Origin of the sequence: Flavobacterium sp. WG21 (assembly GCF_000335775.1) — a bacterium.
In the GTDB taxonomy this organism is placed as follows: domain Bacteria; phylum Bacteroidota; class Bacteroidia; order Flavobacteriales; family Flavobacteriaceae; genus Flavobacterium; species Flavobacterium tructae.
Genome location: NZ_AMYW01000005.1, coordinates 109,504 through 125,876, shown reverse-complemented (window position 1 = coordinate 125,876; position 16,373 = coordinate 109,504). Strand labels below are relative to the sequence as shown.

Here is a 16,373-nt window from a genome sequence, read left to right as displayed (position 1 = left end):
TAAACGTTATCTATGGTCAAATCGTTTAGACAATGCATCACCTGCGAACTGAATCAGGAATACCAGAACAACCAGTAAGGCCAAAACCGAGTTCATCGTTACAGCATCATAACCTATATAACCGTACTGGTACCCCACCTGTCCTAAACCACCTGCTCCAACTGCTCCACCCATCGCAGAATATCCTACAAGTGTGATTAACGTAATCGATGCGGCATTGATTAAAGAAGGCAAAGCTTCCGGAAGCAAGACTTTAAATACGATTTGCAAAGGAGTTGCTCCCAATGCACGTGCTGCTTCGATTAAACCTGACGGAAGTCCCAAAAGACTATTCTCTACCAATCTGGCAATAAAAGGAGCTGCTCCAATACTTAACGGTACCAATGCTGCACTTACACCAATGGAAGTTCCTACCAGCGATCGTGTAAACGGAATCATCCACACAATTAAGATGATAAACGGAATTGAACGAAAAACGTTCACCAAAACCGATAAAAACCGATTCAAAACCGGCTGTTCTAAAATTTGATTTTTTCGGGTCAGAAAAAGTAAAACACCCGTTGGTAGTCCAAGCAGAAAACCAAAAAAACCAGAGACAAAAGTCATTACTATGGTTTCCCAGGTACCTTTTAATAATAATTCAATAATGGATTCAGACATAACCTATGATTTCTGTTTTAATATGTTTTGAAATAAAGTACTGGATTGCAGCATCATAATTTTCACGTTTACCTGACAATTCGATCAGCATCACACCAAAATTAACCTCTCCTGCCTGATCCATTTGCGCGCTTACAATCTTAAAATTGGTATCAAACAAACGCGAAACCTCTGAAATAACAGGCTCGTTAACCGATTTACCCGTCATTTCAAGTCTAAGTAATGGATTCAATCCCTCACCATCTTCCTTTTGCAATCTTTCCTGATAGACCTGCGGAACATCAAGATGCAAGGATGAAGCGATAAATTCTTTGGTCAGTTCATGTTTCGGATCAGCAAAAATTTCTCCAACACTTCCCTGCTCTATTAATTTTCCGTGACTGATTACCGCTACTTCATCACAGATCGATTTCACGACTTCCATTTGGTGCGTAATTAGAAGAACGGTAATGTTCAAACGACGGTTAATGTCTTTCAGTAAGTTTAAAATCGATCTGGTTGTTGCAGGATCCAGTGCACTTGTAGCTTCATCACATAAAAGTACTTTCGGATTATTGGCCAACGTACGTGCAATGGCAACCCTTTGCTTTTGACCACCCGAAAGACTTGCCGGATAATCATTTGCTTTCTCTTTCAGACCTACTAGTTCTAGTAATTCCAAAACACGGCTTTTGATTTCTGATTTTGAAGCTCCAACAAGTTCCAGTGGAAAAGCAACATTTTCGAAAACCGTGCGTGACGAAAGCAAATTAAAGTGCTGAAAAATCATTCCAATCTGTCTTCTCTCTACTGCCAGTTGGGCATTAGACAATTGCATTAATGCTTTTCCGTCTACAATAATTTCTCCCGAAGTGGGTCTTTCCAACAAATTCACACATCGAATTAAGGTACTTTTTCCCGCTCCCGATGTTCCTATTACACCAAAAATTTTCCCGGGCGGAACCCTAAGCGAAACATCCGATAAGGCGGAAACTATTCGGTCCTTCTGATGGAAATTCTTAGTGACATTTTTTAATTCAATCATTCCGTAATTCAAGTTTAAAAACAAAAAAGCCTCTCAAAAAATCATGAAAGGCTTCTTAAATAAATACTATTATTTTATAGGTAAGCCAGATCAATTAACCTCATAACAGGGCCGCAGCACATCATCATGTTGCTGTTAAAATAGCTTCTATTCTGGTTCTTTTTTCTCATTGATGCGGCAAATTTAATGAGTTATTTTTAATTTCAAGACAAAAACGAATAAAACTTTTATTAACCTATCAAAATAATAGACTAATTATAAGAATCAGGAGCAATTTCCGGCTATCCGCTTCTATCTTTCCCTGCTTAAAGAAAGCAGGGAAAGGATACCGCTGCTATCCGGGCTAGGCTTTAGTTTTCAAAATAACCTCACAGAAAACTTTTACATCAACAAAAAATGGCGCCTCTCAGCACCATTTTTTATTCCTATTTTCAAAACTCTAACGTTACTTTTTATCAATTTTATACAACCTGCCACCATCCGTAACCGCATACAAAGCCCCGTCATTTCCCTGAGTAATATCTCTGAATCGTTGATTCTCTGACACCAGAAGCCTCTCTTCACCCACAACTTTATTATTATCTATAGCAAGACGCACAATATGCATTCCGCTTAAAGCCCCAATAAAAAGATTGTTCTGCCATTCCGGAACGCGATTACCGCTGTAAAACGTCATACCACTTGGCGAAACTACCGGATCCCAGTAATAAATCGGCTGCTCCATACCGTCCTGCTGCTGAATTCCCGCCCCTATTTTTTCTCCGCTGTATTCAATTCCGTAAGTAATGGTAGGCCATCCGTAATTTGCACCAGCCTTTAAGCGATTGATTTCATCACCTCCTCGTGGTCCATGTTCCGAAAGCCAGATTTCACCACTAACTGGGTGAAGCGCCAATCCCTGAGGATTCCTGTGTCCGTAGCTATACAATTCAGGCAATGCTCCTGCCTGACTAAAAGTTGGATTTCCTGATGCCGGCTGTCCTTCTTTTGTAATTCTTACCACCTTACCAAGACCTGATGTAAGTGATTGTGACAAAGGTCTTGTTTCTAAAACCGAACGTTCTCCGGTGCTTACCACCAAATTACCTGTCTTATCAAACAAAATACGCCCTCCGTAATGAAGTGTGCTCGCATTAGCAGGCTTTGCTCTGTAAATAATTGTCGCACGTTCTATTGTTTTCTCATCAGCCGATAATTTTCCCTTGGCCACTGCCGTGTTATTTCCTCCGCCGGTAGCTTCTGAAAATACCCAATAAATCATTCTGTTGGATGCAAACTCAGGGTCCAGACATAAGCCCAACAAACCACCCTGCCCTCCTGCATTTACAGCAGGAATACCGGTAATAGGAGCACTTACCACTCCCGCAGTTGTAACAATACGCATAGTACCTGCTTTTTGTGTGACTAACAAACGACCATCCGGAAGACTTTTAACTCCCCAAGGGCTTGTAAGCGCACTCGTAATAACCTTAGCTTCAAATGCCGTATTGGTCTGCACACCATTAGTACGAGTTTGTCCTGTAAAAGCAGGTTTATAAGTCGTATTCGCAGGATTACCTTCTACAGGATTTGTAATCGTACCGGGATTAGACGGCGTTTCTTTGTCATTTGAACAGCTCAGAAAAGTAAAGAATACGCCCGAAAGAAGCACAATGTGTTTTAGATTTTTCATATACAGTAGATTTAGTTAAAAATGATATTTGGGTATCAACATCAAACTTCTAAATTTTAAATTGAAAAATTTTATATAATTCACCCGAAAAGTTATACAATTTCACATCATACCATTAACAATTAACAGCAAGAACATTCAAACATAACTTACTATAAAACAAAACCTAACAATTTAAATTAACAATTTGCCTCCTAATTTCCTTATCAATAAAATCATAAAAATATCCTAATAATGGTCGATACTACAATTATTCTTTTACATTTGCGATCATCAGATGATGTGATACTACGCATGAAAACACTAATCCAAAAAAAATCACTTGCAGAAGAAGTTGCTTCCAAAATACAGGAGCAAATCACTTTGGGTCATTATAAAATTAATGAAAAACTACCCATAGAAGCTGAATTGATGAAAAGTTTTGGAGTGGGTCGTTCCTCTATACGTGAGGCGATGAAGTTGCTTGCTAATTCCGGTTTTTTACGTATTCAGCAAGGTGTAGGTACTTTTGTTGAGCGATTAACCAGTACACGCGAACCAATGGATCAGCGTATCATGCGCGCCAATGTTCAGGACCTGGACGAAGTGCGACAAATACTCGAAATGAAAATTGCCGAAAAAGCTGCAATCAACAGAACTGATGACGATATCGCTGCCATGAAAGAGCATTTACTCAACAGAATGATCGCTGCCAAAGAAGGAAATCTCGAGGAATGTGTAGAAGCGGATATACAATTTCATATTGCGATTGCAAAAGCTTCAAAAAATGAAATTCTGGCTGATCTTTACAAATCTGCTTCCGTACATCTTAAAAAAGGATTCCTTCATCTTTATGGTGATACCAAAATATTCCAGGAAACATCGGCCGTACACCAACAACTTTTAGAAAATATTATTGCACAGGATCCTAAAAAAGCCTGGAATACTGTTGCAAAAATTATAGGACATATCAATTACTAATTTTTTACCCATATTCATCAGATGATCTGATCTTTTTATTACTTATGAAAACAGAAACTACTTTTACCAATACCCTAACAGAGTCAAAGCAATTAGCTCAGCAAACCGTTTTCTCCATTTTGTTCACGATCAGTTTTACGCATTTCATTAATGATATGTTACAAGCTGTAATTCCTGCCGTTTACCCCATTTTAAAAACTAAATTTAGTTTGAGCTTTACTGAAGTCGGGCTTATTACCCTGACCTATCAGCTAACAGCCTCCATCCTACAGCCTTTCATTGGCTTTTATACCGATAAAAAGCCGCGTCCGTATTCGCTGGCAATAGGTATGGGTTTTACCCTCGTAGGTCTTGCGGCGGTTGCGGTAGCTTCCAGCTTTATCAATATTTTACTTGCGGTAAGTTTAATTGGTATTGGTTCGTCTATATTTCATCCCGAATCGTCAAGGGTTGCCCATCTGGCTTCAGGAGGAAAAAGAGGTCTGGCCCAATCTATTTTTCAACTGGGAGGAAATGCTGGAAGCGCTATCGGACCATTATTAGCAGCGATAATTGTTGTTCCTTACGGACAGTTTAACATTATATGGTTCTGCTTAGCTGCTATTGTTGGCATCGTAATACTTTCAGGTATTGCCAAATGGTATCAGGAACATTTGAATCTGAAAGCAAAAAACAAATCGGCTATTTCTGAAGAAAAGCACCACTCCCTTTCGAAGCAAAAAGTAATCATTTCTTTGGGAATTTTACTGGTTCTGATCTTTTCAAAATACTTCTACATGGCCAGTATGACTAGTTATTATACTTTTTACCTGATCGATAAGTTTCAATTATCAGTTCAGGAATCACAGATTTATCTTTTCGCTTTTCTGGGTGCGGTAGCTGCCGGAACATTATTTGGTGGCGCATTAGGCGATCGTTTTGGACGAAAGTATATCATTTGGATTTCTATTTTAGGCGTTGCTCCGTTTACATTATTATTGCCTTACGTTTCGCTTTTCTGGACCGGAATTTTATCGGTAATTATAGGATTGATCATATCCTCTGCCTTCTCAGCAATTTTGGTTTACGCCACAGAACTGGTTCCCGGAAAAGTAGGCCTAATTGCCGGTCTTTTCTTTGGTTTGGCTTTTGGTATGGGAGGATTAGGGTCTGCTGTACTGGGAAAACTAGCCGACACTACCAGCATCGAATATGTCTTTAAAATTTGCGCTTTCTTACCTTTAATTGGTGTTCTGACCACTTTCTTGCCAAACATCGAAGGAAAAAAAGGAAAACAATAGTTTGTATTCCAGCAAATTAAATCAATAAAAAACTGAGATCTTGCAGTTAACTTTTCAGCCACAGATTATAATGATTCAATGGATTTTTAGCAATCCTGAAAAATTTTTAAGCTGTGGCTTTTACTTTTCTGAATATTTCAATCTTTAATCCTTAAAAAAAGATTAAAATTGGAGTTTCTTCAGCAAATACATTGATTTACTAATATTAATTTTTACATTTGCGTTATTTTTAACTATTCTAAATAGATTGAGCTTCTCAAGCTATTTCAGTAGTGTACCAAAACTAACTCATTTTAAAAAAATAGTAAATCTTACAATATGAAAAAGAATTTCTTTCTCTCTTTTGCATTAGCCGCTTCTTTTTTTGTTAGTGCTCAGCAAAAAAACATATTATTAGAACAGTCTTTTTGGAAAACAGCACCGGATGTAAATGCGGTTAAAGCTGAAATTGCAAAAGGAAACAGTCCAACAGTACCCAATGCTAACGCTTTTGATGCGACTGTTGTTGCGATTAATAATGACGCTCCTATCGCTTCTATAAAATTCTTATTGGATCAGCCCGGTAATACCATCGCTAAATTAACTCACGACAATCGTATTTACCTGCATTGGGCTGCTTACAGAGGAAATCTTGAACTGGTAAATTACCTTATTGCAAAAGGTTCTGATATTAATCTTGAAGACAGCCACGCTACTACTCCAATCGCCTTTGCTGCTTCAAACGGTCAAACCAATACCGCTTTGTACGATGCTTTTTTCAAAGCCGGAATTGATCCAAAGAAAAAATATGCCGATGGTGCAAATTTGTTACTAATGGCTGTAGCCTCTGACAAAGATCTTGTTTTAACGGATTATTTAGTATCTAAAGGATTGTCTTTAAAAGATGTTGATGCTAATGGAAGTACTGCTTTCGATTATGCAGCAAGAACAGGTAATATTGCTCTTCTAAAAAAACTTTTAGACCGAAAAGTAAAACCAACTGACAATGCACTTCTAATCGCAGCACAAGGTTCACGTAGAGAAACCAATACTCTTGAAACTTATAAATATTTAGTGGAAGAAGTAAAATTAAAAGCTACTGCGACCAGTAAGTCCGGAGAAAATGTACTTCATTTATTGGCAAACAAACCCAACCAGGGAGAGATAATTGCTTACTTTTTGGCTAAAGGTGTTGATGCTAACAAAATCGACAAAGATGGAAATACGCCACTAATGATCGCTGCCGGAGCAAGAGAAACTGCTGCATTAGAAAAACTATTACCGGTTACCAAAAACATCAATCTGCAAAACGCCAAAGCTGAATCGGCATTGACTTTCGCCGTAAGATCAGGTGCACCTGAAGCAGTTGCAACTTTATTAAGCAAAGGTGCTGATGTAAATGTAAAAGACAAAGACGGAAACAATCTGGGAGTATATTTGGTACAATCTTACCGTCCGATGGGCCGTGAGGCCAATGCTGCTCAGGATCCATTCGAAGCAAAAATAAAATTACTTCAGGAAAAAGGACTAAACTTAGCAGCTGTACAAAAAGACGGAAGTTCACTGTACCATTCTGCTATTGCTAAAAATGACCTGAATCTGGTAAAAAAATTAGCGCCTTTAAACATTGACGTTAATGCTAAAAACAAGGATGGTTTGACAGCTTTACACAAAGCGGCTATGGTTGCCAAAGACGACTCTATCTTAAAATACCTTCTTTCAATTGGTGCTAAAAAAGACATTAACACTGAATTTGACGAAAGTGCTTATGCTTTAGCAAAAGAAAACGAATCGTTAACCAAAAACAATGTTTCTATTGACTTTTTAAAGTAATAGCTAAAAACTGCATGTTTCGTGTTTCATGTTTCATGTTTCATGTTCAAGTTTTAAGTTCAAGTTTTAAGTTCAAGTTTCAAAAACCTGACAATCCAACAATCTAAAAATCTAAAGATCTAACAATCTAAAAAAATGAAATCAATATTTAAAATAGCCCTTACAGCAGCATTAATCTGCTTAATTTCTTTTCAGTCTGCAGCACAAAGCAAATACAAATGTATGCTTCAAATGGCTAATTATATGGGAGAAGGCGCTTACATCGTTGTTTCACTTATCAATCCAAAAGGAGAATACGAGAAAACACTTTATGTAATGGGTGACGACAAAAAATGGTACAAATCATTGAAAGAATGGAATAAATTCCAAACTTCAAAACCTGCTGACATCAGTGCAAAAACAGGAGCTTCTGTTACAGGTGGAGACCGTAGCATTACCACCATTGAAATTGAAGATTCTAAAATAAACAAAGGATATAAACTAAGATTTGAATCGGCTGTAGAAGATCAAAAATATTACGTAAGTGATTTAGAAATTCCACTTACTACTCAAGGATTGGCAGACAAGACAGAAGGAAAAGGTTATATCAGATATGTGAGATTAAACAAAATTTAATTGTAGTCATCGTACGGTTTACTATCAATTAATTTCTTTAAAAAAAGAATAGCCACAGATTCTACAGGATTCAACAAAATCAGATCCTTTTAATCTGTGGCAAAAAAACGCTTACATTTGATTACATTATAGATTACATTCAATGACTCTTTCTTTTTGGCGTTACGCGCACCTGGCTCTTGCTTTATTCTCTTCTCTATTTTTAATCCTCGCTTCGGCAACAGGTACTATACTGGCTGTTGATGCGATGCAGGAAAAAACACTTCCGTACCGGGCTGAGAATTTTGATAAGATCACATTGGAAGAAGCCCTTACCGTACTCAAAAAGAATTATTCTGAAATCACTACCATAAATGTCGATCACAATCAATTTGTAACCCTGCAGGCTATTGATGAAGAGGGTAATGACGTTAACGCTTATATTGATCCTAAAACCGGTAAAAAATTAGGAACACCCCTGAAAAAAAGTGATTTTATTCAATGGGTTACCGGATTCCATCGTTCTTTGTTTCTTCATGAAACGGGACGATTTTTTGTTGGCATTATTTCCTTTTTACTCGTTTTAATTGCAATATCGGGTTTTGCATTGGTTTTAAACCGACAAAGAGGTATTCGTAATTTTTTCTCTAAAGTAGTTAAAGAATATTTCGCACAATACTACCATGTAGTTCTGGGAAGACTGGCGCTAATTCCGATTTTAATTATTGCACTTACAGGAACGTATTTATCTCTGGAAAAATTCAATTTCTTCATGGATAAAAAAGATCAGGAAAAAGTCAAAATGGTAAAAGCTGCTGTTTCCAAAGAAGAAAAAGAAACTTCTGTTTTCAAACATACTCTTTTGGCAGACGTCAAACATATTGAATTTCCATTTACAGATGATCCGGAAGAATACTACATCATCGAATTAAAGGACCGTGAAATCGAAGTCAATCAGGTAACCGGAACTATTGTTGAAAAAAAACTTTCTCCAATGACAGCCCAGTTTTCAGACTTAAGCCTTGATCTTCATACCGGAAGAGCCAACGGAATTTGGGCTTTTATACTTGCCATTGCCAGCATTAATATCCTCTTTTTTATCTATTCGGGTTTTGCAATTACTTTAAAAAGAAGATCTAGCCGAATCAAAAATAAATTCAAAGCCAATGAAAGTGAATTTATATTGCTTGTCGGTTCAGAAAATGGAAGTTCTTTACGATTTGCCAATGCTGTACTCAAACAATTGATCGATCAAGGCAAAAAAGCATTCATTACCGAATTGAACAGCTACACTGCTTTTCCAAAAGCAGAACATCTGATTGTCTTCTCCTCTACACACGGATTAGGAGATGCGCCTTCGAATGGAAATAAATTTATATCCCTTTTAAAGAAATATCCGCAACAGCAAAAAATCACTTATTCTGTAGTAGGATTCGGTTCAAATGCCTATCCTGATTTTTGCGGTTTTGCTTTCGAAATCGACAAACAGTTAGAAAATCAAAATTGGGCGGAACGTTTATTGGAAGTTCAGACAGTAAATGATAAATCGGCAGTTGAATTTGTGAACTGGATCAGATTGTGGAGTGCTAAGATGGAAATTCCATTGTCGACAACTCCTTCGCTTTACAATCATGTTCCGAAAGGATTGCAAAAATTAATGGTTTTGGACAAAACACTTATTTCCGAAACCGAGCAGACTTTCCTGATCACCTTGCGCGCCAACATGAGGGCTAAATTTACTTCTGGTGACTTATTGGCTATTTATCCGGCTAACGACAGCAGGGAACGTCTCTATTCGATCGGAAGTCATTCCGGAAGCATACAATTAGTCGTAAAACTACATCCACACGGATTAGGCTCAGGTTTTCTAAACGCTCTGGCACCCGGAAATGTGATAAAAGCCAGAATCATCAACAATAAAGCGTTCCATTTTCCTAAAAAAATACCTCAGGCTGCCTTTATTTCAAACGGAACGGGTATTGCTCCTTTTCTTGGAATGATTGAGCAAAATAAAGCCAAGACAGAAACACATTTATATTCAGGATTCCGTATGGAAACGGAAACGGTTTCGGGTTATAAAAAGTTTACTACCGAAATGATTCAGAAACAAAAACTGCATAGTTTTCATCTGGCTCTGTCCCGCGAAAACGAGCATTTTTATGTGATGGATCTCATCAAACGTGATGCTGATTTCTTTATCAACTTATTGCAAAAAGGCGGTGTTATTATGATTTGCGGTTCACTTGCCATGCAGCAGGATGTCGAAGCAATTCTCGATCAATTGTGTCTCGAAAGAAATGTCAAGAATCTTTCTGAATACAAGAAAAACGGTCAGCTTTTGAGCGATTGTTATTAATGAATTATTACACCTGATTTTCGTTTAAAATGTAAAATAAATTTCAATGTCAATCAAAAAATCAGTCTTTACTTTTTACCTGTTTTTACTGCTAATACTAGGTGGTCTGACCAGTAATGCACAAGTTTTACGAAAAAGAACTACACTGCTCATGGGAGGACGTTTTGACATTTCGATCGTTGCAAAAGATTCCCTTACCGCAGAACAAAATATCGATATTGTAATTGCTGAAATTACACGAATTGAAAACCTGATCTCCGACTGGAAATCTGATTCACAAGTCTCTGAGATCAATCAAAATGCGGGAATCCGTCCTGTAAAGGTAGATCGTGAAGTTTTTGAACTCACCCGAAGAGCATTACAATTTTCTGAAGCTACCAAAGGTGGTTTCGACATCAGTTTTGCCGCAATGGATCGAATCTGGAAATTTGACGGATCGATGACAGAAATGCCTTCTGCCGAGGCCATCAAAAAATCTGTAGAAAAAGTAGGTTACAAAAATATTATCCTCGACAGTGTTCAATCGACCATATTCCTAAAACTCAAAGGAATGAAAATTGGATTTGGCGCTTTGGGAGAGGGTTACGCAACTGATAAATGCCGAAATATAATGCTTGCAAAAGGCATCAAAGCCGGAATTGTAAACGGTTCAGGCGATATGACTGCCTGGGGAAGACAACCCAACGGAAAAGACTGGAACATTGGCATGACGAATCCTTTTCATCCTGATACTTTGTTTGCCGTTGTTCCGTTAAACAATGGTGCTGTGACCACCTCCGGAAGTTATGAAAAGTTTGTTGTTTTCAACGGCAAGCGTTATTCTCATATCATCAACCCCGCAACCGGATATCCTGCTACTGGTTTGTGTAGTGTTTCTGTTTTTGGTCCCAATGCCGAAACTGCAAATGGGTTAAGTACTTCTCTTATGGTTTTAGGACAAAAAGCGGGACTTCTTCTTTTAAAAAAATATCCCGACTACAGCTGTGTCATGATCACCGACAACGGAAAATTAATAAAATCTGCAAACTTCAAAATAAAGAAATTTAAAGCTAAACTTTAGTTTTATATCAAGATGTTAGAAAAGTTTTTTTCACGCAGATTTTTGTGTCTCGCAAAGTCGCGAAGACGCTAAGCTGTTTCTGTACGAAGTCTTCAAATAATCCAATCTAAAACTTTGCGCTTTTACGCCTCTGCGAGAGTCTTTATTACTCATAAAATTTCAGGAAAGAAAAATCAGGACTTAGCATTGCTATTTCGTTAGTTGCCGTCTCGAGTTGGGCTTGTGTGGCATAAACAAACATCTTTTGTTCGTAATCACTGATTGCTTCCTCTATCGTTTTAAATTCACCATTGGTCAGATTATTCGATAAAATTAAGGCGTCTAATAATCCTATATTTGCCCCCTGACCCGCAAATGGAGGCATAATATGTGCTGCATCTCCAATGAGTGTCATAGGTAACGGACGCTCTTTCTTCCATTGAAGATTTAAACTGATCTTTCTCGTTGGCCACAAAACAAAAGAAGAAGTAGCTTCAAGCAATTCCTTATAGCATTCGTCCCATTCAAAAAACCGATTTAAGAGGTACTTTCGAATGCCATCTGTACTTTCAAAAGCTCCATCTTTTCTGATAAACTCCTCTGGACTTTTAAAAATGACATTATAACTCAATACTTTTCCATTCTTTGGATTCGCAACCAACAAACCTTCTTTTCCGGAAGTCATAAGTATACTGCCATTACACAATTTATTGAACTTCTCGCAGGATGTTTCCGGACAAAGCACCTCGCCTTGTATCATCAATGTTCCGGTATATTCGATTGCAGCGGGTGTGATAAATTTTCTGGCTTTAGACATTCCCCCATTGGCTCCAATAACAAAATCGGCAATCGCATTTGTTTCATTATCAAACTCTAAAACCCATTTTCCCTTAGTCACTTTAAGATTGGTAAACTTGCTGTCCCAGACTACAGTATCACTTTTCACACTATTAAGCAATAACAATCTCAAATCGTTCCTGTTAATTTCGGGATTATCATAACGTTCTTCTTCGGTTGTTGTTTTAGAAAATAACACATTTCCTTGGGGATCTGTTACTGTTCTTCCCATTGGTACCGCCCTGTCAAAATAATCCTGTAATAAACCTGCTTGTTTTAAAGCTTCTTGTCCTGAACCCTTGTGAAGATCAAGAGTCCCGCCTGAAATTCTGACTTGGGCATTTGAATCTCTTTCATAAACGGTAACATCAGCTCCGTTTTGCTGTAATAATTTTGCCATAGTAAGACCAACCGGTCCTGCACCGATAATGGCTACTTTTTTATCTTTTAATAACATCATTTTATCTTCTAAATTATGAATGACAAAATTCTGCTATCCGATTATTTTAGGATTGTATAAATGCGACAAAATCATGGTTTATCAGCTGTTGCTTTGCTTTTCGTGCAAATGCACCCGGTGTGGTACCACTGTAACGTTTAAATTCTTTGCTCAAGTGAGACTGATCCGTATAACCTAATTCCTGCGCTAAACTTGCAATACTTAGATTGGGCTCGAGCCATAATCGGTTGCGAGCCTGTTCGAAGCGCATGACAGCCGAAACATCTTTAACCGTATAACCTGACGATTGCTTAAAATTTCTTTCTAAAGTACGTATTGTAGCATGAGAAGCGGCAGCTACCTCTCTAACCGATATACGCCCTCCGGCTGCCGTCATAGCAATTCCTGCTTTAGATATCAAACTATTGCTGTCAGACTTTGCTTCTGCTGCAAAAAAATAGTCTTCGACTTTGGCAATAGCCTCTTCAATTTTGTGAGAAGCGATCAGATCGTTCAAAACAGACTGAAGTTTAGCAATAGGATGCTCAAAAACCTGTACTCCCTCCTTACCCTTTTGGGAAGACAATCCAAGCAGGTCAAAAACCATCCACGGATAACATCTAATACCGATAATTTCAAGTGAATCAACAGAATTGAAAACAGCTGGCTGATGGAGTAACCCTATCATAAATGGTGATGACAGTGGTTTCAAAACTCCATTAGAAGAAATACGAAGCTCATTTCCAAAATAAAAAATAATTTCAGCATAACCATCCGGTATCACTTCAAAGTTCGACTGTACTTTGCCGTAATCAATCTTATCATACCAAAAGCACTTTATGCTTTTTTGTAATTCTTCGGGCGGAACAAATTCCTGATGGTTGGTTTGAAAAGAAAGCATAATTGGAAGAAATTAGAGACAAACAATTATAAAACAAACAAAAGCCATTTCAAAAAACTGACCTTATTTTGACAATAATCCATTTCAAAATTAAGAAATTATCAGGTACTATTACAGCATAACATAAACAACTGTTTATCAATCATAAAAATAGAATAATAAACTTTGCATTGAACTATTCTCAATTTCGACCTTTGCAATTTAAAAAGTATTATAGTACAAAACACCCCCGATTCTTAGCCTCTAAAATCTAAATTTATGTCAACATTAGAATTTCTAATGTAATTCTAATGATCTTCTAATTCCTTTATTTAGATTAAATATAAACAATGATTTAGCTTTGCATTTCTATTTAAGAAGTACATAAATCATGAGGTTTTTATTGTTATTGTTGACGTTCGTTCATTTTTCAGTTTGGTCCCAAAATGGAAATATTAAAGGAAAAGTTACTTTTGAAAATTCTGAATCTGCATTTGGCGCTACAGTTACAATTGCCGGAACTCAAAAGTTTGCCATGGTTGGTAACAACGGTCAATTTGAAATTAAAAATGTTGCTTATGGTACTTATACACTTGAAATTACATCACTTGAAGCGAAAACTAAAACAGTAAAGGTAACTTTAAACAGTCCTACTGCTCAGGTAAATATCTCATTAGAAAAATCAAATGATCCTAAAGCCTTAAAAGAGGTTGTCGTAAAGAAAAACTCTGTAAAAAAAGAAATCATCAGTAAAGGTTTCTCTGTAAATGTTATAGAAACTAAAGACGCCGCCACACGAAACCTGCAAACCAATGAATTACTTGATCGTTCCGCAGGCGTACGAATCCGACAAAACGGTGGATTAGGTTCAAGCGTAAATTACAATCTGAATGGAATGTCCGGAAATGCTATCCGAATTTTTATTGACGGAATTCCGCTTTCTACTTATGGTTCTTCCTTTAGTCTTAACAGCATACCACCTGCCTTAATCGAGCGCATCGAAGTTTACAAAGGGGTTACCCCGGCAGAACTGGCGGACGATGCCTTAGGCGGAGCCATAAATGTAATTTTGAAAAAAGGTGTTAAAAACACGCTGAATGCTTCTGCTTCTTATGGATCTTTTAATACCATTCAGTCCAACTTTAATACGACCTATCGTGACAAATCGGGATTTACCTTAAAAGGATCGGGCTTTTATAATTACTCAGATAACGATTATGAAGTATGGGGAAGATTCGTTTACAATATAGCACCGGATGGACGTTACGAACTTACACGCGCCAAACGTTTCGAAAACCGATACAGATCCTATGGAGGAAGATTTGAAACCGGTTTTACCAATGTAAAATGGGCTGACAATTTTTTAATTGGTATAAATGTCTCTGAAGATCACAATCAGATTCAACACGGTCAATTCATGACAAGGCCTTATAAGGGACGTTTTTCCGAAGCTGATGCTACCGTAATAAGCCTGAATTACTCTAAAAAAGGTTTTCTCTTTAAAAAACTTGATTTTTCAACCAATACCGTCTTTAGCAATAAACATGAAGTCGTAAACGATACGGTAAAATGGAATTACAATTGGAACGGTGAAAAAGCAATAGGTTTATATGGTGAACCGGTTTTATCCTATACTGGTGCACAGCAAGGTGGCCCAACCATTAATAACATTTCAGAAAATATATTAAGTTCCAGAAGCGTATTTACCTATAACCTAAATGAATACAACCGATTTATATTCAGCAATTTATATTATAAACTGGATAGAAATGAAGACGATTTAATCAAACCGGAATTTCAAAAAGATTTTGAAGCAACATTTGATTTGCAAAAAACAGTCACTTCATTAGCTTATGAAATGCAGGCTTTTGAATCACGTTTGAGAACCAATATTTTTGGTAAGTTTTACGAACAAAAAGTAAACCACAGAAAACCGGAATTGGTTACACAAAACGGGCAAACTACCGTTGTAGAAAAGATTACCAAAAGTGCAACTCCATTATTTGGATACGGACTGGCTACTTCTTACTTTATTACTCCTGAACTAATGATCACGGCATCTGCGGAGAAAGCCATCCGATTAGCAACTTCAGATGAAATGTTCGGAAGACCTAGTGAAAATGTACTGGCTAACCCCAATCTAAAACCAGAGCAAAGCAACAATTTCAATGTAGGCGTACAATTTGGTCCCTACGAAATAAATACACATAAGATTTCAATTGCTGCATCAGGTTTTTCAAGGAATGCCAAAGACCGAATTGTTCGTACTTCCGGTAACAGGGTAAATGATGCCATACAAACCTTACCGTTTGAAAACCTGGGGCGTACACAATCTATTGGTTATGAAGCTTCTTTTAATTATAGTTACAAAGATCGCTTGTTCTTATCAATGAACATGTCAAAATTTAACTCTTTGTTCAAGATGCAATTTGATGGTAATGGAGGACAGTTATCGAACTATAATAAGCAAATTCCAAATGAGCCTTTCTTCACCGTAAATGGTAATGTACAATACAATTTTAAAGAACTGATACAGAAAAATTCGCAACTAAGTTTGTATTATAATTTTGGTTATGTAGATCCCTTCGCCACACTTTGGATTGACGTCATAAACTCAAAAACACCGGCGCAATTTGTACAGGATTTAGGTTTGAGTTATGCATTTCCAAAAAAACAATTCGTACTAAGCTTCGATGCTAAAAACATTTTCGATAAACAAGTTTTCGATAATTACGCTGTACAAAAACCGGGACGCGCTTTTTATTTGAAACTGAATTATACCCTTAATAAATTTTAATATCTAATTTTTTTAAAACTAAT

At 37.2% G+C, this 16,373-nt stretch carries 12 protein-coding genes; 7 read left to right on the top strand and 5 right to left on the bottom strand.

All coding sequences use genetic code 11. The annotated features are described in order from the left end of the window. Positions 1-6: 6 nt before the first annotated feature. The 3 genes from metI to C245_RS0105950 form a co-directional block, all read right to left on the bottom strand. On the bottom strand, positions 7-660 hold the full coding sequence (gene metI, locus C245_RS0105960) for a methionine ABC transporter permease MetI (RefSeq protein WP_017495670.1): 654 nt from the start codon (positions 658-660) through the stop codon (positions 7-9). Next, the gene (gene metN, locus C245_RS0105955; protein ID WP_017495669.1) at positions 653-1,684 is read right to left on the bottom strand and encodes a methionine ABC transporter ATP-binding protein MetN; all 1,032 of its coding nucleotides are present in this window, start codon (positions 1,682-1,684) and stop codon (positions 653-655) included. The genes metI and metN overlap by 8 nt, the downstream gene beginning before the upstream one ends. A gap of 445 nt (positions 1,685-2,129) precedes the next feature. Then, on the bottom strand, positions 2,130-3,356 hold the full coding sequence (locus tag C245_RS0105950) for a PQQ-dependent sugar dehydrogenase (protein WP_017495668.1): 1,227 nt from the start codon (positions 3,354-3,356) through the stop codon (positions 2,130-2,132). 234 nt (positions 3,357-3,590) lie between these two features. On the opposite strand from C245_RS0105950, the gene C245_RS0105945 reads away from it, so the two are divergent. The 6 genes from C245_RS0105945 to C245_RS0105920 all read left to right on the top strand — a co-directional run bounded on the left by C245_RS0105945 (position 3,591) and on the right by C245_RS0105920 (position 11,418). Beyond that, positions 3,591-4,316 (top strand): FadR/GntR family transcriptional regulator, encoded by a 726-nt coding sequence (locus C245_RS0105945; protein WP_198288041.1) that lies wholly within the window; start codon positions 3,591-3,593, stop codon positions 4,314-4,316. A gap of 44 nt (positions 4,317-4,360) precedes the next feature. Then, the gene (locus C245_RS0105940) at positions 4,361-5,596 is read left to right on the top strand and encodes an MFS transporter (protein WP_017495666.1); all 1,236 of its coding nucleotides are present in this window, start codon (positions 4,361-4,363) and stop codon (positions 5,594-5,596) included. Positions 5,597-5,914: 318 nt separating this feature from the next. After that, positions 5,915-7,408, top strand: a complete 1,494-nt coding sequence (locus tag C245_RS0105935; RefSeq protein WP_017495665.1) for an ankyrin repeat domain-containing protein — start codon at positions 5,915-5,917, stop codon at positions 7,406-7,408. Positions 7,409-7,543: 135 nt separating this feature from the next. Beyond that, complete coding sequence (locus C245_RS0105930; protein WP_017495664.1) at positions 7,544-8,023, top strand: DUF2271 domain-containing protein; 480 nt, start codon at positions 7,544-7,546, stop codon at positions 8,021-8,023. 142 nt (positions 8,024-8,165) lie between these two features. After that, entirely contained in the window at positions 8,166-10,358 is a 2,193-nt protein-coding gene (locus tag C245_RS0105925; protein ID WP_017495663.1) for a PepSY domain-containing protein, read from the top strand. Between the two features lie 46 nt (positions 10,359-10,404). Beyond that, positions 10,405-11,418: an FAD:protein FMN transferase gene (locus C245_RS0105920; protein WP_017495662.1), complete on the top strand. Its 1,014-nt coding sequence runs from the start codon at positions 10,405-10,407 to the stop codon at positions 11,416-11,418. Positions 11,419-11,563: 145 nt separating this feature from the next. Here the strand turns inward: C245_RS0105920 and C245_RS0105915 are convergent, their stop codons facing one another. Both C245_RS0105915 and C245_RS0105910 read right to left on the bottom strand, forming a co-directional pair. Further along, positions 11,564-12,694: an NAD(P)/FAD-dependent oxidoreductase gene (locus tag C245_RS0105915; protein WP_026109899.1), complete on the bottom strand. Its 1,131-nt coding sequence runs from the start codon at positions 12,692-12,694 to the stop codon at positions 11,564-11,566. A gap of 46 nt (positions 12,695-12,740) precedes the next feature. After that, positions 12,741-13,574 (bottom strand): helix-turn-helix domain-containing protein, encoded by an 834-nt coding sequence (locus tag C245_RS0105910; RefSeq protein ID WP_017495660.1) that lies wholly within the window; start codon positions 13,572-13,574, stop codon positions 12,741-12,743. Between the two features lie 370 nt (positions 13,575-13,944). Here C245_RS0105910 and C245_RS0105905 point away from each other — a divergent pair, with 370 nt between their 5' ends. Then, complete coding sequence (locus C245_RS0105905) at positions 13,945-16,350, top strand: TonB-dependent receptor plug domain-containing protein (RefSeq protein ID WP_017495659.1); 2,406 nt, start codon at positions 13,945-13,947, stop codon at positions 16,348-16,350. Positions 16,351-16,373 lie beyond the last annotated feature (23 nt).